23 protein-coding genes are annotated in these 26,740 nt (G+C 72.4%); 16 read left to right on the top strand and 7 right to left on the bottom strand.

Annotated elements, in window-relative coordinates:
- Nucleotides 1-471: 471 nt before the first annotated feature.
- On the bottom strand, nt 472-1,152 hold the full coding sequence (locus tag ACIBEJ_RS03280) for a cache domain-containing protein (protein WP_397180941.1): 681 nt from the start codon (nt 1,150-1,152) through the stop codon (nt 472-474).
- Complete coding sequence (locus tag ACIBEJ_RS03275; RefSeq protein ID WP_397180940.1) at nt 1,133-1,900, bottom strand: FadR/GntR family transcriptional regulator; 768 nt, start codon at nt 1,898-1,900, stop codon at nt 1,133-1,135. Before ACIBEJ_RS03275 ends, ACIBEJ_RS03280 begins: the two co-directional genes overlap by 20 nt.
- 74 nt (nt 1,901-1,974) lie before the next feature.
- Here ACIBEJ_RS03275 and ACIBEJ_RS03270 point away from each other — a divergent pair, with 74 nt between their 5' ends.
- Genes ACIBEJ_RS03270 through ACIBEJ_RS03250 form a run of 5 tightly spaced genes read left to right on the top strand, consistent with a single transcriptional unit; the run spans nt 1,975 to nt 7,443 of the window.
- Nucleotides 1,975-3,159, top strand: a complete 1,185-nt coding sequence (locus ACIBEJ_RS03270) for a (Fe-S)-binding protein (RefSeq protein ID WP_397180939.1) — start codon at nt 1,975-1,977, stop codon at nt 3,157-3,159.
- A gap of 34 nt (nt 3,160-3,193) precedes the next feature.
- Complete coding sequence (locus ACIBEJ_RS03265) at nt 3,194-4,696, top strand: FAD-binding oxidoreductase (protein ID WP_397180938.1); 1,503 nt, start codon at nt 3,194-3,196, stop codon at nt 4,694-4,696.
- Nucleotides 4,693-4,947, top strand: a complete 255-nt coding sequence (locus tag ACIBEJ_RS03260; protein ID WP_397180937.1) for a hypothetical protein — start codon at nt 4,693-4,695, stop codon at nt 4,945-4,947. The genes ACIBEJ_RS03265 and ACIBEJ_RS03260 overlap by 4 nt, the downstream gene beginning before the upstream one ends.
- A complete protein-coding gene (locus ACIBEJ_RS03255) occupies nt 4,931-6,394 on the top strand; it encodes an APC family permease (protein ID WP_397180936.1) in 1,464 nt (487 codons plus the stop codon). The genes ACIBEJ_RS03260 and ACIBEJ_RS03255 overlap by 17 nt, the downstream gene beginning before the upstream one ends.
- Nucleotides 6,391-7,443: an LLM class flavin-dependent oxidoreductase gene (locus ACIBEJ_RS03250; protein WP_397180935.1), complete on the top strand. Its 1,053-nt coding sequence runs from the start codon at nt 6,391-6,393 to the stop codon at nt 7,441-7,443. Before ACIBEJ_RS03255 ends, ACIBEJ_RS03250 begins: the two co-directional genes overlap by 4 nt.
- Nucleotides 7,444-7,639: 196 nt before the next feature.
- On the opposite strand, the gene ACIBEJ_RS03245 is transcribed toward ACIBEJ_RS03250, so the two are convergent.
- Nucleotides 7,640-8,233 (bottom strand): TetR/AcrR family transcriptional regulator, encoded by a 594-nt coding sequence (locus ACIBEJ_RS03245; RefSeq protein ID WP_397180934.1) that lies wholly within the window; start codon nt 8,231-8,233, stop codon nt 7,640-7,642.
- 75 nt (nt 8,234-8,308) lie between these two features.
- Here ACIBEJ_RS03245 and ACIBEJ_RS03240 point away from each other — a divergent pair, with 75 nt between their 5' ends.
- On the top strand, nt 8,309-9,181 hold the full coding sequence (locus tag ACIBEJ_RS03240) for an NAD(P)H-binding protein (RefSeq protein WP_397180933.1): 873 nt from the start codon (nt 8,309-8,311) through the stop codon (nt 9,179-9,181).
- Here the strand turns inward: ACIBEJ_RS03240 and ACIBEJ_RS03235 are convergent.
- Nucleotides 9,150-9,671, bottom strand: coding sequence for a GNAT family N-acetyltransferase (locus ACIBEJ_RS03235; protein WP_397180932.1), 522 nt, complete (start codon nt 9,669-9,671; stop codon nt 9,150-9,152). The genes ACIBEJ_RS03240 and ACIBEJ_RS03235 overlap by 32 nt on opposite strands.
- 45 nt (nt 9,672-9,716) lie before the next feature.
- Here ACIBEJ_RS03235 and ACIBEJ_RS03230 point away from each other — a divergent pair, with 45 nt between their 5' ends.
- Nucleotides 9,717-10,886, top strand: coding sequence for a methyltransferase domain-containing protein (locus ACIBEJ_RS03230; protein ID WP_397180931.1), 1,170 nt, complete (start codon nt 9,717-9,719; stop codon nt 10,884-10,886).
- Between the two features lie 105 nt (nt 10,887-10,991).
- On the top strand, nt 10,992-11,279 hold the full coding sequence (locus ACIBEJ_RS03225; RefSeq protein ID WP_397180930.1) for a HesB/IscA family protein: 288 nt from the start codon (nt 10,992-10,994) through the stop codon (nt 11,277-11,279).
- A 40-nt stretch (nt 11,280-11,319) separates the two neighbouring features.
- Here ACIBEJ_RS03225 and ACIBEJ_RS03220 read toward each other — a convergent pair whose 3' ends face one another.
- Nucleotides 11,320-12,297, bottom strand: coding sequence for an acetylxylan esterase (locus ACIBEJ_RS03220; RefSeq protein ID WP_397180929.1), 978 nt, complete (start codon nt 12,295-12,297; stop codon nt 11,320-11,322).
- A 108-nt stretch (nt 12,298-12,405) separates the two neighbouring features.
- Between ACIBEJ_RS03220 and ACIBEJ_RS03215 the strand changes: the two genes are divergently transcribed.
- The 7 genes from ACIBEJ_RS03215 (at nt 12,406) to ACIBEJ_RS03185 (ending at nt 18,377) form a co-directional block, all read left to right on the top strand.
- Entirely contained in the window at nt 12,406-13,617 is a 1,212-nt protein-coding gene (locus tag ACIBEJ_RS03215) for an alpha/beta fold hydrolase (RefSeq protein WP_397180928.1), read from the top strand.
- A 34-nt stretch (nt 13,618-13,651) separates the two neighbouring features.
- The gene (locus ACIBEJ_RS03210; protein WP_397180927.1) at nt 13,652-14,260 is read left to right on the top strand and encodes a DsbA family protein; all 609 of its coding nucleotides are present in this window, start codon (nt 13,652-13,654) and stop codon (nt 14,258-14,260) included.
- A gap of 197 nt (nt 14,261-14,457) precedes the next feature.
- Nucleotides 14,458-14,820: an ArsR/SmtB family transcription factor gene (locus tag ACIBEJ_RS03205; RefSeq protein WP_397180926.1), complete on the top strand. Its 363-nt coding sequence runs from the start codon at nt 14,458-14,460 to the stop codon at nt 14,818-14,820.
- Nucleotides 14,817-15,431 (top strand): SRPBCC domain-containing protein, encoded by a 615-nt coding sequence (locus ACIBEJ_RS03200; RefSeq protein WP_397180925.1) that lies wholly within the window; start codon nt 14,817-14,819, stop codon nt 15,429-15,431. Before ACIBEJ_RS03205 ends, ACIBEJ_RS03200 begins: the two co-directional genes overlap by 4 nt.
- Nucleotides 15,432-15,545: 114 nt before the next feature.
- On the top strand, nt 15,546-16,655 hold the full coding sequence (locus tag ACIBEJ_RS03195) for an alkaline phosphatase PhoX (protein ID WP_397180924.1): 1,110 nt from the start codon (nt 15,546-15,548) through the stop codon (nt 16,653-16,655).
- A gap of 7 nt (nt 16,656-16,662) precedes the next feature.
- Nucleotides 16,663-17,511: an SGNH/GDSL hydrolase family protein gene (locus ACIBEJ_RS03190; protein WP_397180923.1), complete on the top strand. Its 849-nt coding sequence runs from the start codon at nt 16,663-16,665 to the stop codon at nt 17,509-17,511.
- Entirely contained in the window at nt 17,508-18,377 is an 870-nt protein-coding gene (locus ACIBEJ_RS03185; protein ID WP_397180922.1) for a bile acid:sodium symporter family protein, read from the top strand. The genes ACIBEJ_RS03190 and ACIBEJ_RS03185 overlap by 4 nt, the downstream gene beginning before the upstream one ends.
- Here ACIBEJ_RS03185 and ACIBEJ_RS03180 read toward each other — a convergent pair.
- Together ACIBEJ_RS03180 and ACIBEJ_RS03175 are read right to left on the bottom strand one after the other, a co-directional pair.
- Nucleotides 18,337-19,545: a PucR family transcriptional regulator gene (locus tag ACIBEJ_RS03180; RefSeq protein WP_397180921.1), complete on the bottom strand. Its 1,209-nt coding sequence runs from the start codon at nt 19,543-19,545 to the stop codon at nt 18,337-18,339. The two genes, ACIBEJ_RS03185 and ACIBEJ_RS03180, sit on opposite strands and share 41 nt — an antisense overlap.
- A gap of 60 nt (nt 19,546-19,605) precedes the next feature.
- Nucleotides 19,606-23,499 carry a hypothetical protein gene (locus ACIBEJ_RS03175; protein WP_397180920.1) on the bottom strand — a complete coding sequence of 1,298 codons (3,894 nt, stop codon included), beginning with the start codon at nt 23,497-23,499 and terminating at the stop codon, nt 19,606-19,608.
- A 186-nt stretch (nt 23,500-23,685) separates the two neighbouring features.
- Between ACIBEJ_RS03175 and ACIBEJ_RS03170 the strand changes: the two genes are divergently transcribed.
- On the top strand, nt 23,686-26,739 hold the full coding sequence (locus tag ACIBEJ_RS03170; protein WP_397180919.1) for a chondroitinase family polysaccharide lyase: 3,054 nt from the start codon (nt 23,686-23,688) through the stop codon (nt 26,737-26,739).
- Nucleotide 26,740: the final 1 nt, after the last annotated feature.

The raw sequence follows: 26,740 nt of genomic DNA, 5'->3' as shown, positions 1-26,740 counted from the left end.
TCACGAAAAAACGACATGATCAAGAAAGTGACGTCATTGGGGTGGATTAATCCTCACCCGAGAGGCATTCAAACCTGCCTAGATGGCATTACCATCTACCTTGAGCGTCGTTGAGAGGTATTTCCACGTCTCCCGGATGCTCTTATCCTGATACCCCGGCGCACCCCTCGAACACCTGCCGCGTCGGAGAAAGGAGGAAAAATGGGACGTCACGGTCGACCGTCGAGATATAAGGACATTCTCGCAATTGGCCGGATTACCTGGTCTGCTGCCCGAGCGGTGATCTGGATCGTCTGGATGATCCACACCGCCTGACGATGGTCGGGCCTCCTGTCGGCCGAGCCCTAGACAAGCCTGCGGGCAGGAGGCCCTTCCAACGGCAATAGTACGCAGCGACGGCAAAACCCGAAAACCACTTACATTCTTTTTTGTGCACCGGGGCGATAATCTCCCCCCAGGGTGTAATCTTTGCTACCCCGCGTTCGTGGTCGTCTCCAGCGACATCAGCCGCCACGGCAGGCTGGGCAGGGGGTCGCCGCCGGTCATCGCGAGCAGCGAGCCCGAGGGGCGGCGTGGGGAGTTGGCGGCCACGACCCGGCCCTCGGCGTTGACCAGCGCCACCTCGGCCGAGCAGGCGCTCAGGACGCCCAGCAGCAGTTCCTCGAAGCGGGCCGCGCGCACGTCGGCGCCGACCACGCCCAGGAAACGCCGCTCGACCTCGACCGGCGTGGTGAGCGTGAGCATGTAGGTGTCGGTGCCGCCGTAGTCGACGTACGGGCCGACGACGTGGCGGCGGCGGGTGCGCTCGGGCACCGCGAACCACTCGGCGGCGGTGTAGTCGTAGAAGTCGAGGCTGTCCGGGTTGAGGTCCACGTCGAGGAAGGTCGGGTCGGGCGCCTGCCACCATTCCAGCCAGCGCGGCCGGTCGGCCAGCACGCCCGGGGCGAGGATGAGCCCTGCGCCGGCCAGCACGTCGGGTGAGCGGCGCAGGCAGCCGAAGATCTGCGGCCGGATCGCCACCAGGTCGGCGGTGGACAGCTCCGGCCGGTAGCAGGCGACGGCGGCCGCCCTGATCTCCTCCAGGGAGCTGAAGACGCCCTCGATGATCGTGTGAATCCGGTCGGCCACCCGGTCAAGGCGTGGATCGGCCATCGTCACCTCCCGCTGTCGCGACGAGCCGCCAATGGAACTCCATCAGACGCTGGACGCCCTTGTCGATGTGCGCTTCGGTGAGGCGTCTGGCGCTCTCGGCGTCGCGGGCGGCGACGGCGTCGATGACCGCGGTGTGGCTGTGCACGACCTCGGCGGGGTCGACGGCCTCGCCGTACGGGAGCCAGAGCAGGTCGCCGGCCTCGGCCTGGATGTCGATCTCGGCGCGGGTGAGGCGGACGGACTGGGCGGCGGCGGCCAGTTCGATGTGGAAGCGGCCGTCGGCGCGGCGGCGCTCGCCCATCGTGGTGGCCTTCTCCAGCTTGGCGACGACCTGGCGCAGGCGCTGGACGTTCTCGCCCGAGGCGCGCAGCGCGGCCAGGCGGGCGGCGGTGCCGGCGATGGCGGCGCGGTAGTCGCCGATCTCGCGCAGTTCGGAGCTGCTCAGCTCGCGCAGGCGCTGGCGCAGCCGGGTCGCGGACGGGTCGGCGGGCCCGCGCACGAACGTGCCGCCGCCCCTGCCCCGCCGCGTCTCGACGAGGCCGCGCTCGCGCAGGGCGGCCAGGGCCGCGCGCAGGGTGACGGTGGAGACGTTGAGCGCTCCGGCCAGCTCCAGCTCCGAGGGGAGCTGGTCGCCGTCGGCGACCAGGCCGAGTGCGATGGCCTCGGCCAGGCGGCGCACGACGACCTCCACGCGGCCTGCGCCGTCGTCGAGCGGGGCGAAGACGGCCGACACCGGCAGCGGGTTCACGGGCACCAGCATATTGCCTTTTGAAATATGAACTCATAGTTTTAAGCGCAACCCTGAAACGTTGGGAGGCCCCCGTGCCCGACGCCGACGAGAGGTTCGCCGAGGAGTGGCGCAACGCCGCCTACAACTGCTTCTCCTCCGGCCACAAGTTCTGCCGCGAGGTCTGCCCGGTCATGCAGGTCACGCGGAACGAGTCCTGGAGCCCCACCGCCTTCCACGCCAACGTGGTCGCGATGGACAAGGGCGAGCTGGAGATCTCCGACGTGGCGGCGGACTACGTCAACTGCACCGGCTGCGGAGCCTGCGAGCTGCGCTGCCCCAACTCCCTGTTCACCGGCGACTTCTACCGCTTCCGCACCCGTACCGTGGACCTGGTCAAGGCGGCGCGGGCGCTGGCCGTCTCGCAGGACGTGCACCAGGACGGCTGGCGGCGCTGGAACGCCGAGACCGACGCGCGCTCGCACGAGCCCGTCACCGAGGCCGCCGGTCAGGCGCGGGTGCGCGACTGGGCCGAGGGCCTGGAGCTGGCCGTCGGCGGCGAGACGATCCTGTTCGTCGACTGCGAGGCCGCCTTCCACCGCACGAGCGTGCCGCGCGCCGTGGCCCGCATGCTCAACCTGGCCGGATACACGTTCGGGCTGATGAACGAGCAGTGGTGCTGCGGCGGCCCGGCCGCCGAGATGGGCTACGAGGAGCAGGCCAGGCGCTTCGCCCGGCACAACCTCGACGACTGGCGGGCCTCGGGCGTGCGGCGGGTGCTGGTGCTCGACCCGCACGACTACGTCACCTTCACCGAGGACTATCCCCGCTACTTCGGCGACGAGTACGACATCGAGATCGTGCTGGTCGTGGAGCTGCTCGCGGAGCTGGTGCGCGAGGGACGGCTCACGCCGCACGTCGCCGTCGAGCGCAGCGTCACCTACCACGACCCGTGCCGGCTCAACAAGCGCAAGGGCGTCTGGCGGGAGCCGCGCGAGCTGCTGCGCGCCATACCCGGGCTGAGCTTCACCGACGTGGACCGGGTCACGCAGTGGTCGTACTGCTCCGGCGCGGGCGGCGGGCTGCCGATCGAGAAGCCCGAGCTGACCGCGAAGATCAGCGCGAACCGCGTCGAGCGGGCCGCCGAGCTGGGGGTGGACACGCTGGTCAGCGCCTGCCCGTGGTCGGAGCGCCCGCTGTCGGAGGCGGGAAAGGCCCGCTCGATCGACGTGGTGGACCTGTTCGAGTTGCTCGCGACCTCGCTGGGGGTGGCGCCGTGACCCCCCTTCTTCCGGTACGGCGGGCGGTGTCGCCATGACCGTCACCGCGCTCAGCGACCCGGTGCTCGGCGAGCTGCGCCAGATCCTCGGCGATGAGCACGTGCTCACCGGCCGGGCCGACCGGCTGAACCGGGCCAGGGTGCCCGCGCCCTTCCCCGTGCACCGCTGGTCGGAGCGGCTGCCCGACCTGGTCGTCCTGCCCGGCAGCACCGAGGAGGTGGCCGAGGTGCTCAGGCTGGCCGACCGGCTGCGCATCCCGGTGGTGCCACGCGACGGCGGCACCGGGCTGACGGACGGGGCGGTGCCGCTCCGGGGCGGCATCCTCGTGGACGTGAAGCGGATCAACCACATCAAGGAGGTTGATCTGGACAACCGCACCTGCACGGTCGGCACCGGCATCAACGCGCTCAAGCTCAACGAGCGGCTGGCCGTCCACGACCTGATCTACCCCGACGACCCGGCCTCCTACCCATGCTCGCTGGTCGGCGGCCGGATCGGCACGAGCGGCTGGTCGCTCATCGGCTCCCGCTACGGCCACACGCGCGACCTGGTCCTGAGCTTCGACCACGTGCTGCCCAGCGGGCAGATCATCCACGTAGGAGACGGCATAGGCCGAAAAATCACGAAATCGTCGAGCGGATACCAGCTCAAACACCTCTTCATGGGCCATCAGGGCACGCTCGGCATCGCCACCGAGGCCACGCTGAAGCTCTTCCCCAAGCCGGAGGCCGAGTTCTCCCCCTTCTGGGCCTTCGAGGACTACGCCGACGCCTACCGCTGCGTCGGCCTGCTGGCCCGCGCCGGGGTGGCCACGTTCGCCGGGGCGGTCCTGTTCGACGAGTGGAAGGTCGCCTACCTGCGCCGCGACGACGAGGCGTACATCCCGCAGCCGTCGTCGGTGAAGGCCCTGGTCTGCGCCGCCCTGTACGGCTACGCCGACGAGGTGGAGGCGGGCGGCAGGCGGCTCATGCGCATCGCCCGCGACGCCGGCGCCCGCTACCTCGGCGACGAGATTTCCCAGGGCGACTGGGCGGCCCGCCACGACCGCTACGCCACCCCGCTGCACGGCCGCACACGCTCCGGCCAGGTCGCGCCGATGAGCTGGCACTGCGAGGACGCCTCGATCAACTACACGAATCTGCCCTCGGTCCGGCTGGCCTGGCACGAGATCGCCGACCGGCTGCGCCGCGAGAGCGACGTCTTCGACGACTGGGGCATGTTCGCCTACACCAACGGCGCGACCGGCGCCGACTACCTGACCGAGATCGACATCGGCATCTGGGAGCAGCGCCTGGACGACCGGGCGTGGGCGGCGTGGGTGCGCGCCAAGCGGGACCTGGCGGCGGTGGCGCTGGCCCACGGCGGTTCGATCAGTGCCTGCCACGGGTCGTGCCGCGAGGGCGAGGTGGACCTGGTGCCGCAGGAGCTGGGCGGGGGCTTCGAGGTGATGCTGAAGATCAAACGGGCGCTGGACCCCAACAACATCATGAACCCGGGCAAGTACCTGCTCGATTCGGCATACGGAGCGCCATCATGAAATATCGCCGGTCGGAGGAGATGTCGCCTCCGCCTGCCGTACCCGTGACGGACGTGGCGATCACCCGGTTCGAGCACGTCTACGAGGTCGCGCCGGAGCTGATGACCGAGCACGTCCTCCAGCAGGAGTTCCCCAACTGGGACACCCTGCGGCTGGTCCGCTCCCGGGCCGACCACCTGGCCTGGATGCACCGCCACTTCGCGCACACGGTGGTCTCGGGCGAGGAGCTCCTCCATGACCTCGACGGATGACCGGCGCCTGGCCGATCTCGGCTACACCTCGGAGTTCCGCAGGGAGATGAGCCTGTGGGCGAACTTCTCGCTCGGGTTCACCTACCTGTCCCCCGTCGTCGGGATCTACACGCTCTTCGCCACCTCGCTGGCGGCGGGCGGGCCGCCGATGATCTGGAGCCTGGTGCTCGTGGGCGCCGGGCAGTTCCTGGTCGCGCTCGTCTTCGGCGAGATCGTCTCGCAGTACCCGCTGACCGGCGGCATCTACCCCTGGGCGCGGCGGCTGTGGGGGCGGCGGTGGGCCTGGATGACCGGGTGGGTCTACCTCGTGGCGCTCCTGGTGACGATCGCCAGCGTGGCCTACGGGGCTGGGCCGTACCTGTCGGCGTTCCTCGGCGTCGAGGTGGGCACGTGGAACACGATCCTGGGCGCGCTGGTGATCATCGGGCTGGCGCTGGCGGTCAACCTGGCCGGGACCCGGGCGCTGGCGGTCGCGGCCCTCGTCGGCTTCGCGGCGGAGCTGGCGGGGGCGCTGGCCGTGGGCGGCTGGCTGCTGCTGACGCAGCGCCACCACGGGCTGGGCGTGCTGTTCGACACCTTCGGGGCGGGCAGCGAATCCGGATACTTCACCGCCTTCCTGGCTGCGGGGCTGATCGGGATCTTCCAGTACTACGGGTTCGAGGCGTGCGGCGACGTCGCCGAGGAGGTGCCGGACCCGACCCGGCGCATCCCCAAGGCCATGCGCATGACCATCTACGTCGGCGGCGCCGCGGCCACCTTCGTCTGCCTCGCGCTGCTGCTGGCGGTGCCGGACTTCGCCGCGGTCATCGGCGGCCGTGACGCCGACCCGGTGACCGGCGTGCTGACCGCCGCGTTCGGCGAGGGCGGGCTGCGCGTGGTGCTCGGCGTGGTGCTGCTGTCGTTCCTGTCGTGCGTGCTCAGCCTCCAGGCCGCCGCCGGCCGCCTGCTCTACTCCTACGCCCGCGACGACATGATCGCCGGCAGCCGGCTCTTCCGGCGCTTCTCCCCCGTGCGCCACATACCGCCCTACGCGCTGCTGGTGGGGGCGGTGGTGCCCGCGCTGGTGGTGCTCGGCTCCGTCGTCTCGGCGGACGCGCTCGTGAAGATCATCTCCTTCGCGGCGCTCGGCATCTACCTGGGCTTCCAGATGGTCGTGCTGGCCGCGCTGCGGGCGCGGCTGCGCGGCTGGCGGCCGTCCGGGCCCATCACGCTGGGCGCCGCCGGGCTCGCGGTCAACATCGCCGCCCTCGTGTACGGCGTGCTCGCCATCCTCAACATGGTCTGGCCACGCACCCCGCAGGCGCCCTGGTACGACGACTACCTCGTGCTGCTGTCCGGCGTGGCGGTCGTCGCCGCCGGGCTGGTCTATCTGGTGATCGCCCGGCCGTACGAGCACGGCGCCGCCCCCGCCGGCGACGCCATCCCCCAGAAGGCAGGTTCCCCATGAAGTTCAGCTACGTGATGCTCCCCGACTACCCGCTGACCGAGTCGCTGCGGTCGATCAAGCTCGCCGACGAGCTGGGCTTCCACGCCTGCTACGCGGCCGACGAGACCTGGCACAAGGACCTGTGGCTGCTGTTCGCCGCCGCCTCGCAGCAGACCTCGCGCATCCGGTTCGGCCCGAGCGTGTCCTCGGTCGTGCTGCGCGAGCCGTCCCTCATCGCCCAGGCCGCCGCCACGCTCGACGAGCTCAGCGGCGGGTGCGCGGAAGTGGTGCTGAGCTGCGGAAACTTCGGACTCCTGGCCCAGTACGGCATCGACTGGACCGTCTCCAAGCCCCTGTCGCGGGTCAAGGAGGCGGCGTACGTGGTCCGTACCCTGCTCGACACCGGCGCCATCACCCACAGGGGCGAGTTCTTCACCTACGACGGCCTGTTCACCTTCGCCAGGCCGGTGCAGGAGCGGGTGCCGGTCAAGTTCGGCGCCATGCGCGGCCCGCGTTCCTTCCAGGCGGCCGGCGAGCTGTCCGACGGCGTCCACCACGCGCTCAGCTACACCCGCGAGGCCTACGACTACCTGGTCGAGCAGTTCGGCGCGGGCGCGGCGAAGGCGGGCAAGGACCCGGCCACGCTGGACATCGGCGCCTGGGTCGTCTTCGCCACCGGCCCCGACTCGGCCGTCGCCAAGGAGGCCGCCCGCAGCATGGTCGGCCTGTACGCCTCGTCGATGCCCGCCGAGCAACTGGAGCGCAACGGCGTCAACCCCAACGCCATGAAGCCCGTGGTGGAGGCGCTCGGCGCCGGGGACCTGGCCCGCGCCATCGAGCTCACCACGCCCGAGATCGGCGAACGCCTGTCGATCGCCGGTACGCCGGAGGAGTGCGTGGCCAAGATCAAGCGGGAGATCGAGCCGGCCGGGGTCAACCACATGATCCTCGCGGTGACCGACGCGACGCTGGTCAAGCAGTTCATGGGCCGCGACCTGCCGGACGTGGCCGACGTGGACACCCAGCTCCGGCTGATCCACGACCGCATCATGCCCGCCTTCACGACCTGAGCCCCGCGCCCCGCCGTACCGCGGAGGGCGGGGTACGGCGGGGCCCCACAGCCCGCAGGCAGCCCAGCCAGGAACCCAACGGACGCGGGAGTCCGGCCGGGAACCCAACGGACGCGGGAGTCCGGCCGGGAACCCAACGGACGCGGGAGTCCGGCCGGGAACCCAACGGACGCGGGGAGTCCAGCGCCAAGGGCCCCTACGGCTGTAGGGAGTCCAGCCAGGTCAGCAGGCGGGCGCCCTCGCGGTCCATGATCTTGGGGTCGCGCAGGGCTTCGGCCAGGAGCGACATGCCCTGGTAGGCGCCGACCAGGGTGAGGGCGAGGCCGTCGGGCTCGGGCAGGCCGAGCGCGCGGAACTGGCGCTCGGCCCAGCCGAGCAGCAGCCCGATCACCCGTCCCGCCTCTGCGTCGAGCCCGGCGTCGGCGCGCTTGCCGAGCTCGGCGGCGAGGGTACCGGTCGGGCAGCCGTAGCGCGCGGCGGTCTCGCGCTGGCTCACCCACGCCTCGACCAGCCCCTTGAGCCTGGCGCGCGGGTCGGGCAGCTCGTCCAGGCGGCCGGTGAGCTCGCCCAGGCGCCGCTCGTGCTCCGACAGCGCGGCGGCGACGAGTTCGTCCTTGGTCTTGAAGTAGTAGTAGACGTTGCCCACGGGCACGTCGGCGGCGCGGGCGATGTCGGCGATCGTGGTCCGCTCCGCGCCCTGCCGGTGGACGACCTCGGCGGCGGCGCTCATGAGCCGCCGCCGCTTGGCGCCGGCCGCGCGCACCCGCGCGGAACCCTTCAAGTCAGTCACCTGACTCACTATAGCCGCGAACCTGTGCTACGGTCTTTCTCAGTCAGCCAACTAACTAACTTGCTGGAGAGACCCATGTACGTTGTCACCGGAGCCACGGGGAACGTCGGCCGCGCCCTCGTCCACTCGCTGCACGCCGCCGGCGAGCCGGTCACGGCCGTCGCCCGCCGGATCGACGCCGCCGGCCTGCCCGAAGGCGTCCGCACCACCGCCGCCGACCTGACCGACCCCGCGACGCTCGGCCCGGCGCTGCGTGGCGCCGAGGCGGTCTTCCTCATGGTGCCGCCCACGCTGGCGCCCGAGGCGGACGCCGCGGTCATGGCGGCGGTCAAGGAGGCGGGCGTGGGCCGGGTCGTGGTGCTGAGCTCGCAGTCGGCCGCCACCCGTCCCGACTCCGCCGGTCACGGGCTGCGGATGCGGCACTTCGAGGACGAGGCCAAGGCCGCCGGACTCGGCTGGACGGTGATCAGGCCCGGCGGGTTCGCCTCCAACGCCTACGCCTGGGCCGAGTCGGTGCGTACGCGGCGGGCGGTCTTCGCGCCGTTCGCCGACGTGCCGCTGCCGGTCATCCATCCCGACGACATCGCCGAGGTGGGGGCAGCCGCGCTGCGCGAGCCCGCGCACGACGGGCGGACGTACGTGCTCACCGGGCCGGAGCTGATCACGGTCAGGCGGATGGCCGCGGAGCTCGGCCAGGCGCTCGGCGAGGAGATCGCCTTCACCGAGCTGACCCGCGCCGAGGCCAAGGCCGGGATGCTCGCGTTCATGCCCGAGGCGGTGGCCGAGGGCACCCTGAACATCCTCGGCACGCCGACGGCGGAGGAGCAGAGGATCAGCCCGGACGTGCGGCGGGTGCTCGGCCGCGAGCCGCGCTCGTTCGCCGCCTGGGCCGGGCAGAACGCCGCCGCGTTCGGGCTCAGCGCAGTTCGTTCGCCAGCAGCCCCATGAGGATCTGGTCGTGCCATTTCCCGTCGCGGCGGAACGACTCGCGGCGCCGTCCCTCCTCGACGAAGCCCACCTTCTCGTAGACGCGGCGGGCCGCGGCGTTCTCGGCGACGACGCTGAGGCTGATGCGGTGCAGGCGCATCTTCTGGAAGCCGTAGCGGCAGATCACCCGCATCGCGTCGGTCGCGAAGCCCTGCCCCCAGGTGTCCTTCTCGCCCAGGTAGATGTCGAGGGTGGCGTCGCCGGTCTCCGGCTCGGCGCCGCGCAGCGCGCAGATGCCGACCGTGCGCCCGTCCAGGCCGTCGATCATGAGCGTGAGGCTCTCGTAGGAGTCGGGCTTGCGCTCCTCCAACTGCCGGGTCAGCGCGGCCAGCGACGGCGGGTACGGGTCCTCCAGCCAGCGCATCACCTCGGGGTCGGTGTGCCAGCGCAGCAGGTGGACGGCATCCGACGGTTCGATGGCGCGCATGCGCACGCGGTCTCCGTTAAGCACGTGCGCATTCCTAGCAGAAGGGCGGACAGGCGTGATAATCAACCCATGAAGCAGGCGCGCGAGGCCATGGTCCGGCAGTTGCTGCAGCAGGCCGGGATGAGCGAGCGGGTGGCCGAGGCGCTGCGCACGGTGCCGCGGCACCTGTTCCTGCCGGAGGTGGACCCGCGCGAGGCCTACCGCGACGAGCCCATCGTCACCAAGCGCGACGAGCACGGCCAGCCGATCAGTTCCTCCTCCCAGCCGGCCATCATGGCCACGATGCTCGACCAGCTCGCCCTGGAGCCGGGCCACCGGGTGCTGGAGATCGGCGCCGGCACCGGCTACAACGCGGCCCTGCTGTGGTCGCTGACCGCGCCCGGCGGCCGGGTGACCACCGTCGACATCGACGACGATCTGGTACGGCAGGCCCGCGACCACCTGGCGGCGGCCGGATACCCCGAGGTCCGCGTGGAGTGCGTGGACGGGGCGGCCGGTTTCCCGGGCGGCGCGCCGTACGACCGGATCATCGCCACCGTGGGCGTCTGGGACCTCGCGCCCGCCTGGGCCGCGCAACTGGCACCGGACGGGCGGCTGGTCGCCCCGCTCGACCTGCGCGGGGTGCAGGTCTCGGCGGCCTTCGAGCGCCTGCCGGGACGCTGGAGCAGCGTCTCGGTGGTACCGGCCGGGTTCATGCGGATGCGCGGCACGGCGGCGGGGCCGGAGCGGTTGTGGCAGGTCGCCGAGGGGCTCACGATGTTCCTGCCCAGGCCGCGCGAGGTGGGCGACGTGGCGCTGGCGCTTTCGCGGGAGCCCTCGGCCGGGGTGGCGACCGGCGTGCGGGCCGGGATGGGCGAGGTCAGCGTGGGACTGAGCCTCTGGCTGGCGGTTCACGATCCGCGCTGGTTCACGCTCTACGGCGGCTCCGGACTGCTGCCGCCCGCGCCGGTGGCCCACGGCGGCGTGCGGATGACCGCCGGTCTGGCCGTGCAGGACGGGCTGGCGGTGCTCGACGACGAACTGGCCGCGCTCGGCTTCGGCCCGCGCGGCCCGGAGCTCGCCGCGGCCCTGGCCGGGCACGTGGCCGCCTGGGAGGCGGCCGGTCGCCCGGCCACGACGGGCGTGCGCGTCGAGGCGCAGGACCTGCCGTGCGCCGCCAGTCCGCCCGCCGGCGCGCTGGTGATCGACAAGCGCGACACCCGGCTCGTGGTCTCCTTCGAGGCCGCCGACCGGCCATGATCCCGCCGGTCACGGCGGGCAAAGAATTTTCGTCAGGATGGTTGGGCCGCCCGATAGCGGGAAGGGCAGGCAACTCATGCACGCCGAGAACGAGGAGGAGCCGTCGTGCTCACCCTGACACCTACCGCAGCCCAGGCCATCCGGGATCTCACCGCGACCACGCCCGAGCCGGAGCAGAGCGGCGTCCGCATCTCGTCGAAGGGCGAGAGCGCGGGTTCGCTGACCCTGACGCTGGCCTCGGCGCCCGAGCCGCTGGACGAGGTCGTCGAGACCGAGGGCGCCCGCGTCTACCTCGACCCGGTGGCCGCGAGCGTCCTGGAGGACAAGTCCCTGGACGCCGGCGCCGACGACCAGGGCGGAGTCTCCTTCGTCGTGATGGAGAAGCCCGCGTGACCCGCGGGCGGGGCCCCGCTGGCCGGGGCCCCGCCCGTCCTCACGACGTGAACAGCTTGGACAGGTAGCGCACCTGCTCCTCGCGCTGGAAGCCGCCGCCGCCCTCGTGCTGGTTCCAGGGCCAGACGGTGATCTCCTTGGGTCCGGCCCAGTGGTTGTAGGCGGCGAAGACGGTGGAGGGCGGGCAGACGTCGTCCATGAGCGCCACCGAGTACAGAGCGGGGGCCTCGCCCCGGGCGGCGAAGTTGAGCCCGTCGAAGTACGACAACGTGTGGAAGACCCGGTCGGCGTCGCCGCGCAGGCTGGCCAGAAAGCGGACGATCTCCTGGTACGGATCGCGGCCGGTGATCTCCAGCGCGCGCCGGAAGTGGGTCAGGAAGGGCACGTCGATCAGCGCCGCCGCCACGTCCTCGCGCAGCCCGGTGACCGCCTGCGCGATGCCGCCGCCCTGGCTGCCGCCCGAGGCGACGACGCGGGCGGCGTCCACGAGGGGATGGGCGAGCGCCACGTCCACGGCCCGGACGGCGTCGGTGAAGACGCGGCGGTAGTAGTACTCCTCCGGGTCGAGGATGCCGCGGGTCATCATGCCCGGCGCCTGCGCGGAGGAGCCGCCGCGCGGGTCGGCGGTCGCGCCGGGGCTGCCCACGCTCGCGCCGCCCTGGCCGCGGGTCTCCACGACGAACACCGCGTAGCCCGCGTTCGGCCACAGAAGGTGGTCGTGGGGGAAACCGCGCCCGCCGCTGTAGCCGATGTAGTGCATGACGCACGGCAGCGGCCCCTCGGCGCCGCGCGGCACGATGAACCAGCCGTTGATCCGGTCGCCGCCCCAGCCGGAGAACTGGACGTCGAACACCTCGACCCCGGCGAGCGGGAGGTCGTAGGGGGTGTAGACGGGGTCGGCGGGGAAGTCGCGGGCCTCGGCCAGGGTGCGGTCCCAGAAGGCGGCGAAGTCGGCGGGCTCGTCGCGCTCGGGCCGGTACGCGCGCAGGCGTTCCAGCGGCAGGTCGAACAGCGGCACGGGGGATCACCAAACCTCTCGTAGAGTTCCCGGATATTTCACCGCATTCACCCCGGAAACCGCTATCCCACCCCCCTCAGTGGCCGCGAGTCGGTAGTTTCGGCCGGTGTGAGGCGTTTCTTACGTGTGGCGGGGCGGCTGGTCTGCGGGCTGGCCGTGCTGGCGCTGTCACCGGTCCTCGGCCTGGCCACGGTGGCCGGGATGGCGACGGTGATGGCGGGGCCGCAGGTGTTCAGCGTCGCGGGCCTGGCCGTCTTCGCCTCGGTCTTCTACCTCGGGCTGCTGCTGTGCGTGCCGCGCCCCGGCATCGCGTGGGCGCGCTGGGTGCGGGCGGCGGCGCTGCTCGGGGTGGAGGCGGTGGTCGTCTGGCACGTGTGCGGGCAGGTGCTGACCGAGCCCGCGGGCACGCCGCCGCCGGCCGCCCGGGTCGAGGGCCAGCGGGAGTGGGAGCTGCCGACCGGCTCGCGGCTGGCGTACGTGCGGGTGGCGGCGGAGAAGGCGGGCGCGGCCCCGGTGGTCGTGCTGGAGGGCCACGGCGACCTGGCCGGGGACGCGGCGTTCTTCGGGCGGCTGGCCGGCGGCGGGCGCGACGTCTACGTCTACGACGCGCTCGGCACCGGGCGCTCGGAGCGCCTGGAGGACCCCAGAGGGTACGGCCTGCCCCGCGACGTCTCCGACCTGGAGGCGATCCGCGAGGAACTGGGCGCCGAGCGCCTCGTCCTGGTGGGCCACGGCGAGGGCGCCCGGCTGGCCGCCGCCTACCTGGGCGCCTTCCCCGGCAAGGTGGAGCGGGTGGTCTTCTCCTCCCCCGCGCCGCTGCGCCCCCCGCCGACCCTGCTGGGCTTCCCCGCTCCCGGCGAGACGCTCCGGGGCCCGGCCGTCGACGCCCGCATGCTGGTCACCCACGCGCTGCTGCGCGTGGAGCCCCGGGCGGCGCGCGCCTTCGCCGGGGACGGCGAGCTGGACGCCCGCCTCGACCGCGCCAGGTCCGCCGCCTCCTACCACTGCCCGGGGGCCGGGCGCGCGGCGCGGCCCGGAGGGGCGGGCGGCTACGCGAGCCTGGCGCCGCGCGACGTCGAGCCGCCCGGTAACCGCGACGTGCCGGTGCTGGTGGTCAAGGGGTCGTGCGACTTCCAGACGTGGTCGTCGATCCGGGACTATCCGCCGGGCGGGCTGGTCTACGTCGAGGGCGCCGGGCACGCGGTCTACGCGGATCGGCCGGGGCCGTACCTGAAGGCGTTGCGCTCGTTCCTGGCCGGGCGCGAGACCGGCACGCCCGCGGGTGTCCGGCCGCCGCCCGGCTACCTCGGCCCGGCTTGAGCTCAACCGCGCTTGAGGTTGCAGGATGCCGGTCATGCGACTGGAGATCTACGCCGACATCCTCTGCCCCTGGTGCTACATCGGCAAGCGCCGCCTGTCTCGCGCGCTCGACGGCCTGGCCGAGCCGCCGGAGATCGTGTGGCGTAGTTTCGAGCTCGACCCGGAGGCCGACCGTACGCCGGGGCCCACGGCGGAGGAGGCGATGCGGCGGTGGTGGGGCGAGCGCGCCCCGGCCCGCACCGAGCTGATCAGGACGACCGGCGCGGCCGACGGACTGGAGCTCAACCTGCACCTGGCCAGGCCCGTGAGCACCTTCGACGCCCACCGCCTCTGGAAGCTCGGCCAGGAGCACGGTAAGGGCGAGGAGACGATGGAGCGGCTGCTGCGCGCCTACCACACCGAGGGCGCGAACATCGCCGACCCCGAGGTCCTGGACGCGCTGCGCGAGGAGGTCCTGCCCGGCCGCGCGCTGCCCGCCGGCGCCTACGCCGAGCGGGTGCGCGAGGACGAGCGGCGGGCCGCCGCCCAGGGCGTCGCGGGCGTGCCGTCCCTGGTGATCGACGGCGGCCGGCCGGTCTCCGGCGTGCAGCCGCCCGAGGCGATCAGGCGGTTGCTGGACGAAGGCGCCCGTCGCGGCGGGTAGCCCACGGGCCCTGCCGGTCAGCCGACGTGGATCGGCGCCCGGGCAGCCATCGGACGGTGACGAGACACGGTTCCGTCCGGTTCAGGTGGTAGGTGGGGAGGGGATCGACGCTACGCGGCGGGCGGGCGCGGCGCCACCGATTTAATCCCCTTATATAAGAGTTGACTAATATAAGCAGAGCCTGCCATAGTGAGGCCGTGCACGCCTTCGACGTCCTCGGCGACCCTGTCAGGCGCCGGATCCTGGAGCTGCTCGCCGGCGGCGAGCAGACCTCCGGTTCGCTGACCGCCGCCATCCAGGCGGAGTTCGGCATCTCTCAGCCGGCCGTGTCCCAGCATCTGCGCGTCCTGAGGGAGTCGGGGTTCGCCAGCGTGCGGGCTGAAGGCGTGCGGCGGCTCTACACCGTCAACGCCGCCCCGCTCCAGGAGGTCGACGTGTGGTTGCAGCCGTTTCGCAGGTTCTGGGCCCAGCACCTCGACGCCCTGGCCACCGAACTCGCCCGCGGAAAGCGCGAGCGCCGCAAGACCGCGGAAGAATCCGACGAGAAGAGAGAACCATGATCGACATCGCCGCCCACATCAACGCCACCCGCCGCGAGGTCACCCGCGACGAGGAGAGCGTCTGCGTCGTCATGAGCCGCAGCTACGACGCCGCCCTCGACGACGTCTGGGACGCCCTGACCGACCCCGACCGCATCAAGCGCTGGCTCATGCCGATCAGCGGCGACCTGCGCGTCGGCGGAACGTTCCAGCTCGAAGGCAACGCGGGGGGCGAGATCCTGGAGTGCGAGCCGCCCGCCCGCTACAAGGTCAGCTTCGGCGGCCCCGACAGCCTCGTCGAGGTACGGCTGAGCGCCGCCGGCGACGAGCGCACCGACTTCGTCCTGGAGCACACCGTCCCGCTGGCGATGGCCCAGAGCGGCGCCGGCGCGTTCACCGTCGGCCCCGGCTGGGACGGCGCCCTGCTCGGCCTCGCCCTGTTCCTGGCCGGCGAGGTCAAGGAGAGCGACGACCCGGTCGAGGCGGCGGGGTCGGAGGAGGCCCAGCGCTACTCCCTCGCGTCGGTGATCGCCTGGGAGGCGGCCATCACGGCGTCCGGCACGGCCACGCCCGAGGAGGTCGCCGCGGGCAAGGAGATGTCGATGGGCTTCTTCGCCCCCGGAGTCGACTGACCAGGCCGCCTTCACCGGCGTCAAGGGCCTTTGTGATGGGTCACAGGAAACCCGGCGCAGGTTTGCCGCCCCACCCAATTCACAGATCCGCGAGCCCGCCTCATGGTGTGTGCCATGCAGCGACGCACCTTCCTCCTCGCCGTCTCCGCCGCCGCCTTCTCCGGTTCACTCTGGCAACAGGCCGCCCACGCCTCCTCGGGCCTGAGCCCTTACGGCCCGCTGGGCCCGCCCGACGCCAACGGCATGGCGTTACCGGCCGGGTTCACCGGACGGATCATCGCCCGCTCCGGCCAGACCGTCGGCGGCACCCGGTGGCATCCGGCGCCCGACGGCGGCGCCTGCTTCCCTGACGCCACCGGCTGGATCTACGTCTCCAACTCCGAGATCCCGCTCGCCGGCGGCGCCTCGGCCATCAAGTTCAGAGCCGACGGGTCGGTGGAGCGCGCCTACCGGATCCTGTCCGGCACCAACCTCAACTGCGCGGGCGGAGCCACGCCGTGGAACACGTGGCTGTCGTGTGAGGAGATCTTCCGCGGCAGGGTCTACGAGACCGACCCGTACGGCGTGCGTTCCGCCCAGCCACGCAACGCCATGGGCCGCTTCAAGCACGAGGCGGCCGCCTGCGACCCCGACCACGGGGTCATCTACCTGACCGAAGACGAGTCGGACGGCTGCTTCTACCGGTTCGTCCCCAACACCTGGGGCGACCTGTCGAGCGGCCGTCTCGACGTGCTCTGCGCCGGGCCCACCTGGAAGCGGGTGCCCGATCCCGGCCCCGCCGTACTGGAACGCCAGACCAGGCACCAGGTGAGCGACGCGCTGCACTTCAACGGCGGCGAGGGCTGCCACTACGCCGGCGGCGTCTGCTACTTCACCGCCAAGGGCGACCGCAAGGTGTGGTTCTACGACGCCGGCCGCAACGTGCTCGGCACCGTCTACGAGGGCGGCGGCTCGCTCGACGGCGTCGACAACATCACCGGCAGCCGCTCCGGCGACCTTTACGTCGCCGAGGACGGTGGCAACATGGAGATCAACGTCATCACGCCCGACCGGGTCGTGGCCCCGATCATGCGCCTGGACGGCCAGTCGCGCTCGGAGATCACCGGCCCGGCCTTCTCGCCCGACGGCAGCCGCCTGTACTTCTCCTCCCAGCGCGGCACCAGCGGCGAGGCGGCCGGCACGGGCGGTATCACCTACGAAGTCACCGGTCCGTTCCGACGCTAGGGAGTGCATGATGATCCGTCGATTACTTACCCTGTGCGCGTCCGCCGCCCTCGTCCTGACCCTGGCGCCGCCCGCGCACGCCGCGGCCGAGGTGTACGTGGCGCTCGGCGACTCGGCCGCCTCCGGCCCGCTCATCCCCAACCAGATCCTGCCGCAGCTCGGCTGCTTCCGCTCCGACCGCAACTACGCGCACCTGTCGGCCAGGGATCTCGGCGCGTCCCTGCGTGACGTCACGTGCTCCGGCGCCGATATCCAGGACATGTACGAGTCGCAGCGCACCGACCTGGGCAGCGTGCCGCCCCAGCTCGACGCCGTCGGCCCGGACGCCACCCTGGTCACGGTCCAGATCGGCGCCAACGACCTCGACCTGACCGGCTTCATCGAGGACTGCCTGAGCCTGCTGCCGGGCGACCCGTGCCACGACGAGTACCAGGACAACGGCCGCGACCGCTTCCGCGACGGCACCGACGCCCTGCGCCCCCGCCTCGACCAGCTCATCCGCGACATCCGCGGCCGCGCGCCGCAGGCCAGGATATTCGTCGTAGGCTACGGCACCTACGCCCCCAGAAACGGCTGCTGGCCCCGGGTCCCGGTGCTGGCCGTCGACGCCAACTACATCCGCGCCACCCTCGCCTACTTCAACCAGGCCCTCCGGGAGCAGGCGGCGGCACAGGGAGTCGGCTTCGTCGACTTCCAGACCCCCAGCGAGGGCCACGACCCCTGCAAGTCCCCCAGCGTCCGCTGGATCGAGCCCTACGTCCCCGCGTCGGCGGCCACGCCGTTCCATCCGAACGCCCTCGGCATGCGGAACTTCGCGGCCATCGTCACCCGTACAGTCAGGACCCCCCTTCTATGAGCCTTGCCAGCGTCCTCCTGCCCATCGCCCTGGCCATCATCATGCTCGGCCTGGGGCTCGGCCTGACCGTGGCGGACTTCCGCCGCGTGCTGGCCTACCCGAAGGCGAGCGTGATCGCGCTCGTCTGCCAGATCCTCGTGCTCCCGGCACTGTGCCTCGGCCTGGTGCTGCTGTTCGACCTGCCGCCCGTGCTGGCGGTGGGCATGATGCTGCTGGCCGCTTCCCCCGGCGGGACCACCGCCAACCTCTACAGCCATCTGTTCGGCGGCGACGTCGCGCTCAACGTGACGCTGACCGCCATCAACTCGGTGCTCGCGGTGTTCACGATGCCGCTGGTGACGAACCTGGCCATCGGCTACTTCGGCGCCGAGGCGGGCGCGCTGGGCCTGCAGTTCGACAAGAGCCTGCAGGTCTTCGCGCTCGTGCTGGTGCCGGTGGCGATCGGCATGTTCGTGCGGGCGCGGTTCACGGCGTTCGCCGAGCGCATGCACAAGCCCGTCAAGATCGCCTCGGCGGTCATCCTCTTCCTGGTCGTCGTCGGCGTGGTGCTCCAGGAGCGCGCCAACATCGGCGGCTACATCCGCGACGTCGGGCTGATCACCCTGGTCTTCAGCGTGCTCAGCCTGGCGGTCGGCTACTACGCGCCGCGCCTGTTCCAGGTGGGGCGCGAGCAGGCGATCGCCTCCTGCATGGAGATCGGCATCCACAACGCCACCCTGTCGATCACGGTGGCGATGGGGCTGCTGGCCATCCCGCAGATGGCCGTACCGTCGGCCACCTACGGCGTGATCATGTTCTTCACCGCGGCCGTGGCAGGCTTCCTGCTCAGGCGGCGGAGCCCGGCAGAGGTCCCGGCCGGTTCGTGACCCGCCGGGCGGCCAGCGCCGCCCCGATGCTCTGCAACTGCGCCGGGTCCACCGGGTCCAGCCCGGTCAGGCTGACCGCCCGGCGCAGCCGGTAGTCGACGGTGTTGGGGTGGACGTGCAGCCGCTCGGCCGTACGCCGGCGGTCGAGGCCGGTCTCCAGGTAGACGGTGAGCGTCTGCAGGAGGTCGGGGTTGTCGGTGAGCGGGTCGAGCAGTGTGGCCAGCCCGCTCATCGCCTCGCTCGGCCGGGTGAGCTGGTACTCCAGCAGCACGTCGGCCAGCCGGTAGAGGCCGGGCGGGTGGTGGAACAGGTGGACCACGTCCAGCACCTCCTGCGCCAGCCGCGCCGCGGCGGCCACCCCCTCCGGCGCCGCGACCTCGGCCGCCGCCCGCACCTCGACCCCCGCCGCCCGCGCCATCTCCGCCACCAGCGGGGACGCGGCGCACCAGTCGAGGTCGGGCACCAGGATGAGCCCGCCGGCCGGTTCGAGCAGCGACAGCACCGGCTCGGCCGTGCGCTTCTGCACGGCGTCGCGCACCCGGTGGAGCTTGCGCCGCCCGGCGACCGCGCCGAAGCGCTCGTCGGGGTGCGCGCCCAGCGTCACCGCCAGCACCAGGTAGCGGGCGGCCAGCCGGATGCCCGCCCCCGCCTGCGTCTCGCCGCTGAGCAGCGCGGTGATGGCGGCGTGCCTGGCGTGCTGGTCCTGGCTCACCATGCTCTCGCGTTCCTGCTGGTAGGCGGCACAGACGGCGGTGGTCACGGCCTCGGTGTAGCCGAGCATGATCCGGCCCGCGGCCAGCGCGTCCGCCACCTCCTCAGGCCGGGCGCCGGTCGTCACGAGGTCCCAGATACGGCCCGCGCCCAGGTGGTAGGCGGCCAGGATCGCCTCCAGCGGCACCCCCTCCTGGGCCCGGCGGGCGGCCGAGGCGCAGGACGGCTCCAGCTCCTCTGGCCTGGGCGGGCGCCGCTCGCGAAACAGCCTCGACACCAGGCGCAGGTTCTCCTCGGTGATGCGGAAGATGTCGTCGCTGAGCTCCTCGGCGGGCAGCTCACGGTAGAAGGGGATCTCGGCCACGAAGCCGGAGACGAGCTCGCCCGCCAGCCGTACCCTCTGCCTGTCCAGGAGCTCGTGCACGGCCCGTCCGGCCACGCGCAGCGGCTCGCCCATCGGTCAGCTCCCGCGACTCAGCGACACGTCCTCCTCTAGTAAGTCAGATACCGGCGTTCCTCAGCCACACTTCCCGGCTTTCACCCCGGCCACCTGCCAGTCCGCGCCGGGGAACGGCGACATGAAGTGCGTGAGCAGGTCCACCGCGTAGTCGGGGGTGCGGCCGCCGGGGTCGAGCAGCGAGACCATCTGCTGGCCGTCGGCGCCGCGCAGCGTGATCGCGTTGGCGCCGCCCGCGGCGAAGCCCGGCTTGGCGTCCAGCGTCAGGCAGGCCAGTTGCACCCCGGCGGTGCTGATGCGCTGCTTGGCGCCGATGCGGCGCATGCGCTGGTCGTAGCGGCGCAGCGCCAGGTCGCCGGTCGGGGCCAGGCGGACGCTCTCCTTGAACAGGTCCTCGCCGATCTTCCTGCTCAGCCTGACGTCCAGCCGTACGTCCGGGCGCAGGTCGACGCCTTTCGCGCGCAGGTCGAGGCGGGCGTACCGGCCCTCGAACCCCGGGGCCACGTACCCGAGCGCGGGCGGCGCCTTCAGCCCGAACGGGACCTTCCCCGGCCTGATCTTCAGCCACGTCAGGCCCTTGATGGCCAGCGAGAGGTCCTCGACTGTGCTGCGCCCCAGCCCGAACGCGCCGCCGACGTGGTAGCTCAGGAACCCGGCCGCGTGCGGCACCTCCTTGCTCACGGCGATCCGCTGCGGCGCCACGGCCTCGACGGTCAGCCCCGCGTGCACCTCCAGCAGGCCGGTCGGCTTGGGCCGCGAGACCAGGTCCAGCGAGTGGTCGGGGTTCAGCCGCACGGTCGTCTCCGCCGCCAGGTCCCGTACGGCCAGCGACACGTCCCCCAGCCTCCCGCTCGGATCGGCCAGCCCGCGCTCGACGCCGATGAACCCGTCCAGCGTCCCCGCGTCGGCCTTGTAGGTCACCGCGGGCACCTTGAGCCCGGCGGCCGAGGCGTCGGCGTCCACGGCGAACGTCTTGGGCACGTCCCCCAGCCGCAGCTCGCCGCTCCCCTTCCCCTTCACGGTCACCTTCGCCGCCAGCCGCCGCACGGCCGCGGAGTTCCGCACCCGGACGCGGGTCTGCGCCCCATAGCTCCCCTGTACGGCTACCGCCGCGGGCACCGGGTCGATCGACAGGCTGCCCCTGACGTCACCCGACTCGGCCCGCAGGTCGAGCGAGCCCAGGGTGGCGGCGGGCTCGATCCGGTAGGCGGCGTTGCCCGCCTCGAACGGGCCCAGGTCCATCCTGGTGATCCGCTCCGGCAGGCCGCGCAGGGTGGCCGACGCCTTGACCTGCGCCAGGGCGGTGCTGTGGAGGTAGAGGCGCAGGGTTCTGGTCTTGGGCCGGTAGCCGGAAAAGGTGAACGTCTTGGCGGCGGTGTCCACGGTGACCCGCTCGGGCAGCCCGGTCAGATCCACATGCGCCCGCACCCCGAAGCACCCCTTGCCCACCACGCAGAACGCCCCGTTCCCGGCCCCGGAGGCGGCCGGGGCGGGGGCGGTGGTCAGGGAGAGGCCGTGCTTGAGGGCGGGGGCGGGGCGGAGGGCGCCCAAGGCGGTGGTCCTGCCCAGCCAGATCTGGCCCTTCACGTCCAGGCGGGTGCCCTCGTAGACGACCTTGCCGCCGCCCGCCGAGACCGCCAGGCGGCCGGGGAACGGGCCCACGGTGCCCAGGGCGCCGTAGCGGAGGTCGGCCAGCGTCAGGTCGGCGTCCAGGGCCAGGGTCTGGGCGGTGCCGCGTACCTCGGCCGCGAAGCCCTCGCCCGCCGGGGCGAAGGCGGCCTTGCGCAGGCCCCGCACCCGGACGCTGGCGTCGAGGTCGCCCGTCGCCTGGTCGTAGTGGGCGGCCAGGTGGGGGCCCGTGGGCGCCTGGGCGGCGTCGTGGTTGGTGACCGAGAGGGCGGCTTCGCCGACCTTGCCGCCGGGGGCGTCGAAGCGGTAGCCCTCCGGGCCCCAGGACGTCTCGAAGCGGGCGGGCACGTCCTTGACCTCGGCGGCGGCGCGGAGGTCCCGGCCGCCGACCTCGGCCCTGGCCGTGGCGGAGACGGATCGGACGGGGGCGTCGGCGTCCCAGGTGAGCGAGCGCGGGCCGGTGGTCAGCGTCACCCGCTTGCGCAGCCCGGTCAGGGTCGCGCGCAGTTCGGCGCCGGGCTTGCGGGAGGGGGTCTCGGTGACGTGCGCCCGGTTGGCGTACAGGGTGATCTCGCGCAGGCTGGAGGCGGTGCCGACCTTGACGGTGGAGCGCTCGCCCAGCTCCCACGACGCCTTGACGTGGTCCTTGATGCCGCGCACGGTGCCCTCGACGGTCGGGCCGCTCCTGGTGTTGGTGTACGCGGCCCGCAGCGTGTCGATGACCCCCTTCGCGGTGTACTCGGCCGTCCTGGCGGCGGGGTCCAGACTCACGTCCACCTCGGCGGGCGTGTTGGAGATCTCCAGGCGGGCCAGGTGCGTGCCGTCGATGCTGGCGGCGCCGGTGAAGGAGTTGCCGCCCGCGCCGGTCTTCAGGTGGGCGCGGGGCGCGGCGCCGTAGGTGACGTCGAAGCCTGACAGGCCGCTCATGAGGGCGGACACGCCGACGGCGGCGCCGTTCTTGATCATGGTGACGTGGCCGCCGCGCGGGCTGGCGATCGCCCCCTCGTCGCGCTGCAGCAGGATCTCGAAGCGGCCGAGCGCCGAGCTGGAGGTGTGCGTGACGCGCTGCGTGGCGAGGTCGTGCTGGAGCGTGACGCGGGCGGGCAGCCCGCGCAGCGCGGCTTTCAGGACGGTCTTGTCGGCGGCGCGGTCGAAGTAGGTGATCGTCGCCGACCGGGCCCGAGGGGCGCCGGACTCGACGGACAGGCGCTGCCTGCCGTAGCGGGCGGTGAAGGAGGGCGGCACGCGGTCCACGGCGACCTCGGCGAGGCGGGCCAGGCGGCCGTCGCGGTAGGCGTAGGTGCGCAGCTCGGCGCGGCCGATGGCGGCGCCGGAGCGGAAGCGCGCCTCGGTGGCGGCGCCCCTGACGAGCTCGACGGTGGTGCGGGCGCGCAGCTTGTCCAGCACGACCTGCGTGGTCTGTCCGCCGGTGACGGCCAGCGCCTCCAGCTTGGCGGGGGACGAGCTGGTCACCTCCAGGCGCGGGCGGTCGAGCCGCGCGGTGGCGGTGAAGCGGGTGGCGGCGGGCGTCTGGGTCAGGCTGACCGCGCTCTTGCCCGGCAGCCCGGCGATGGTGGCGAGGCGGTCGCCGGGTTCGGTGCGCTTGACGCTCGCCTTCACGCTCTTGCCGTCCAGGTCGACGCTGAACGTGCCCTCGTCGGCGCGCGACAGCTCGCCGGAGAAGCCGATGGCGACGCGGCCGTCGTACTCGGCCCAGACCGTCGCCTCCAGCGGCTCCTCGCCCAGGCGGCGGGTGGCGAAGCCGAGACCGACCGCGCCCTCGGCGCCCGCGGTGGGCACCAGGTTGGCGGCCAGGTCGGGCGAACCGTCGCCGGTGACGTCCGCGACCACGGGCTTGACCAGCGGCTGCGTGGCCGAGCAGGCGATCTCGCCGGTCTTCACGCACAGCCGGTAGGTCAGCAGCGGGACGCCCTTGAGCGGGTCGAGCCCGTCGAACAGCTTGGTGACCGAGGCCAGCGGGCGCGACAGCGCGAGCCTGCCCGCCTGGCGGGTGTCCGGAATCAGATCCGGTACGGCCCGGCGGCGCCGATCGGCGGCGGCACTCAGCTCGTCGACGAGCGCGGGCCCCGCGGGCGTGGTCACCTCGGGGGCCGACGGGCCCACGGGACGTTCCGGCACCGCCGCGACCGCCGGAGACGGCCCTCTCCGCACGGCGCTCCCGGCCGTGTCCTGTGGCGGCGCGGCCACCTCGGGCACCGGTGTGATGACCGGTTTGACCTGCGCGGAAGCCGGTGAAGGAACCGGCACGACGACCAGCGCGCAGACGGCCAGGAACGCGGTGGTGGTGTGGACACGCCACGACATCGAAGAGCTATCCCCCGGAAGCGGTTCTTATCAACCCATCAGAAACATAAGTAACGAGCCGACCACAGGTCCCAACTCATCGTCAATTCGTCCCCGACATGGGGTCCCAACTACCCGGCCATCACGCGGCAGAATGTGCCGCCGCTGGGCCTTTACGTGAAGAAAATTTTCGCATTGGATACGCGCATGGCACCCGAGATCACCCGCCGATCCGCCATCGCGGCCGGTGCGGCAAGCGCCTTGCTGGTCCCCCACCTCCCCCATCTCCCCGCCTCCGCCCAGGCCGCCACCGCCGGGCTCCAGGACCTGGAGCAGCGCGCCCTGGCCATGGACCCGCCGGTGTTCCTGCTGGAGTCGGCGGTGCCGCCCCAGGTGTCCGGCGCCGGGCTCGGCCTGTCGGGCGAGGTGGCGGTCTGCGGCACGCGTTCCCTGCGCTGGGAGCACGGCAGCCGCGACGTGATCACGGTCCGGGCTCCGCTGCGCTGGCGGCCCGACCCCTACCGGCTCGGCGACGACCAGGCCTGGCAGGGCCTCGTGGACGCCTTCTGCGTCTGGATCCACAACACCGAACCGGCCGACGACGTGGTGCGCTTCGAGTTCGGGCGCGGGGCGCGTACCGACGTGTGGTTCGAGTTCCGGCTCGGGTTCACCGGGTGGCGTACCGCCTGGGTGCGCTACGCCTACGACATGCGCGGGCGCCCGCACCCGGACATGGACACGCTGCGGATCATCGCGCCCCGGCGCGGCGGGGTGCTGCACCTGGACCAGCTCATGCTCAACGTGCCGCTGCGCCCTGACGCGCCGTGCCGCGACCACCAGTTGCCGGACATCGCCCCCGAAGGTGACGAGTACGACAACCAGCACTGGCAGGCGCTCTATCGCTTCGACCACCTGCTTAAGACGAAAAAGCCGGACATGTCGCCGCCCTCGGCGGCCGAGATCACCGACCTCCACACCCTGCGCGAGCGCTACCTCGCCGAGTACCTGAGCGCCCCGGTCACGGTCGACGTGCCCGGACTGACCGCCCAGGCCGAGTCCCTGCTCGGCCGACCCGTCCACGCCTACCAGGCGCAGATCTACCCGGCCGAGATCGCCGCCGAGCTGAAGGCGTTCGTCAACCCGGCGACCCTGCGCGCCGTCACCGACCTGCTGCGCGCCGTCGCCCTGGCCCACCACGCGAGCCCGCCCGACCGTCCCGCGCTGGCCGCCCTGTACGTGCGGCTGCTGCGCCACCTGCGCGAGCAGGGCTGGACGCTGGGCAGTTGCCAGGGCACCATCCACCACCTCGGCTTCGACGTGCGCGGCTACTACGACTCCGTCTACCTCATGCGCGCGGCCCTTCGCGAGGCGGGGCTGCTGGAGGAGATCCGGGCCGACCTCGACTGGCTGACCGGGCTCGGCCGGATGTTTCGCGGGTTCGGCTTCCGCATGGCCCGCGGCAGCATGATGGACCTCTACAACACGACCGTGCGCGGCATGCTCGCCACGATCCTGCTGCGCGACGGCGACGCCGAGCAGGTCGCCTACCTGCGCGCCCTGCGCGACTGGCTCGACGCCACCCTCCTGCCCACCGACGGCATCCAGGACGGCATCAAGGTCGACGGCACCGCCTTCCACCACGTCGGCTTCTTCCCCGACTACGTCCGCGACGGCTTCGCGGGCCTGGCGCCCGTCGTCTACCTGCTGCACGGCGGCAGCTTCGGCCTGTCGGCGCGCTCCTACGGCTGGCTCAGGAAGGCCCTGCTGGCCCAGCGGGTCTACGCGGGCAGGACCCAGTGGCCCATCTCCTGCAGCGGCCGCAACCCCAGCGGGCTGACCGCGCTGTCGGTGGTGCCCTTCCAGTGGCTGGCCCAGGTGGACGACGAGATCGGCGCCGCGTTCCTGCGGCTGTTGCCGGCCGTACCGACGCCGCAGCAGAAGGCGATCGCCGAGCGGCTGGCCGCGCGCGGCGTCAGGCCCGAGGCGGCGCCCACGGGAACGTGGGCGCTCAACTACGCCGCGCTGGCCGTGCACCGCCGCGCGGAGTGGCAGGTGACGGTACGCGGCCACAACCGCTACCTGTGGAGCACCGAGATCTACGTCGGCGCGAACTGGTACGGCCGCTACAACACCTACGGCCAGATCCAGGTGGTGAACAGGGGCACCAACCTCGACAGCGGCTACGCGCACAACGGCTACGACTGGAACCGCCGCCCCGGCACCACGACGATCCACCGCTCCTGGGACGACCTGAAGGGCGACCTGACCGGCGCGATCGAGGAGATGCTGCTCACCGACGCCCGCTTCGCCGGGGCGCACAGCATCGACGACCGCAACGGGATGTTCGCGATGGACCTGCGCGAGCATCCGAAGTACGAGGGCTCGCACCGGGCCAGGAAGTCCGTCTTCCTGTTCGACGACCGGATCGTGGCGATCGGGACCGGCATCGGCAACGACGAGACCCGCGACGAGACCGAGACCACGCTGTTCCAGACCACGCGCACCGGCGGCGCCCTGCTCATGGACGGGGCCGAGGTGCCCTGGGGCCACGACGCCCGGGAGCTGTCACCGCGCTGGCTGCTCGACGACAAGGCCGTCGGCTACTACCTCGCCCCCGGCCAGCGGGTCGCGCTCACCCGCACCACGCAGTCCTCCCGGCACAACGCCACCGAGGCGCCGACCACCGGGGACTTCTCCACCGCCTGGATCAGGCACGGCACAGCGCCCACGGGCGGCCGGTACGAGTACGCGATGGTCGTCGACACCACGGCCGGCCGCATGGCCGCCTTCGCCGCCGAGATGGCCGAGCCGGGGCGCGCGCCGTACACGGTGCACCGGGCCGACGAGGCCGCCCACATCGTGACCGACCGCGCGAGCGGCATCACCGGGTACGCCCTGTTCGAGCGCCTTTCCGCCGGGGAGGGCCTGGTGCGCGCGGTGGACACGCCGTCGATGCTGCTGACCCGCAGGGAGGCGGGCGGCGCCCTCGTCCTCGCCGTCTGCGACCCCGACCTGCGGCTGTACGGCGGCATCGACCCCGACCAGTACGAGCGGGGCCGCTACGTCGGCCACTACAGCCCGTGGTCGCGCAGATGGCTGGACGACCCGAGCCATCCGCACCTGCTGCGGGTGACCCTGTCGGGCCGCTGGCGCGCCTCGGGCGAGCAGCCCTGCCGCGTACGCCCGGCGGGCACGCGCACGGTGGTCGAGTTCGAAACCGTCCACGGCCGGCCACTCCAGGCCCGGCTGGAACCGGCCTGAG

The sequence above is a fragment of the Nonomuraea sp. NPDC050790 genome, from assembly GCF_044456745.1.
GTDB lineage: Bacteria > Actinomycetota > Actinomycetes > Streptosporangiales > Streptosporangiaceae > Nonomuraea.
This window is presented reverse-complemented; position numbering and strand designations above follow the sequence as displayed.

Bases quoted from the DNA above. Each gene is read 5' to 3' on its own strand.
- ACIBEJ_RS03280 (WP_397180941.1), bottom strand. From the start codon at position 1,152: ATGGCCGATCCACGCCTTGACCGGGTGGCCGACCGGATTCACACGATC.
- ACIBEJ_RS03265 (WP_397180938.1), top strand. From the start codon at position 3,194: ATGACCGTCACCGCGCTCAGCGACCCGGTGCTCGGCGAGCTGCGCCAG.
- ACIBEJ_RS03260 (WP_397180937.1), top strand. From the start codon at position 4,693: ATGAAATATCGCCGGTCGGAGGAGATGTCGCCTCCGCCTGCCGTACCC.
- ACIBEJ_RS03255 (WP_397180936.1), top strand. From the start codon at position 4,931: ATGACCTCGACGGATGACCGGCGCCTGGCCGATCTCGGCTACACCTCG.
- ACIBEJ_RS03250 (WP_397180935.1), top strand. From the start codon at position 6,391: ATGAAGTTCAGCTACGTGATGCTCCCCGACTACCCGCTGACCGAGTCG.
- ACIBEJ_RS03240 (WP_397180933.1), top strand. From the start codon at position 8,309: ATGTACGTTGTCACCGGAGCCACGGGGAACGTCGGCCGCGCCCTCGTC.
- ACIBEJ_RS03230 (WP_397180931.1), top strand. From the start codon at position 9,717: ATGAAGCAGGCGCGCGAGGCCATGGTCCGGCAGTTGCTGCAGCAGGCC.
- ACIBEJ_RS03210 (WP_397180927.1), top strand. From the start codon at position 13,652: ATGCGACTGGAGATCTACGCCGACATCCTCTGCCCCTGGTGCTACATC.
- ACIBEJ_RS03200 (WP_397180925.1), top strand. From the start codon at position 14,817: ATGATCGACATCGCCGCCCACATCAACGCCACCCGCCGCGAGGTCACC.
- ACIBEJ_RS03195 (WP_397180924.1), top strand. From the start codon at position 15,546: ATGCAGCGACGCACCTTCCTCCTCGCCGTCTCCGCCGCCGCCTTCTCC.
- ACIBEJ_RS03190 (WP_397180923.1), top strand. From the start codon at position 16,663: ATGATGATCCGTCGATTACTTACCCTGTGCGCGTCCGCCGCCCTCGTC.
- ACIBEJ_RS03185 (WP_397180922.1), top strand. From the start codon at position 17,508: ATGAGCCTTGCCAGCGTCCTCCTGCCCATCGCCCTGGCCATCATCATG.
- ACIBEJ_RS03180 (WP_397180921.1), bottom strand. From the start codon at position 19,545: ATGGGCGAGCCGCTGCGCGTGGCCGGACGGGCCGTGCACGAGCTCCTG.
- ACIBEJ_RS03175 (WP_397180920.1), bottom strand. From the start codon at position 23,499: ATGTCGTGGCGTGTCCACACCACCACCGCGTTCCTGGCCGTCTGCGCG.
- ACIBEJ_RS03170 (WP_397180919.1), top strand. From the start codon at position 23,686: ATGGCACCCGAGATCACCCGCCGATCCGCCATCGCGGCCGGTGCGGCA.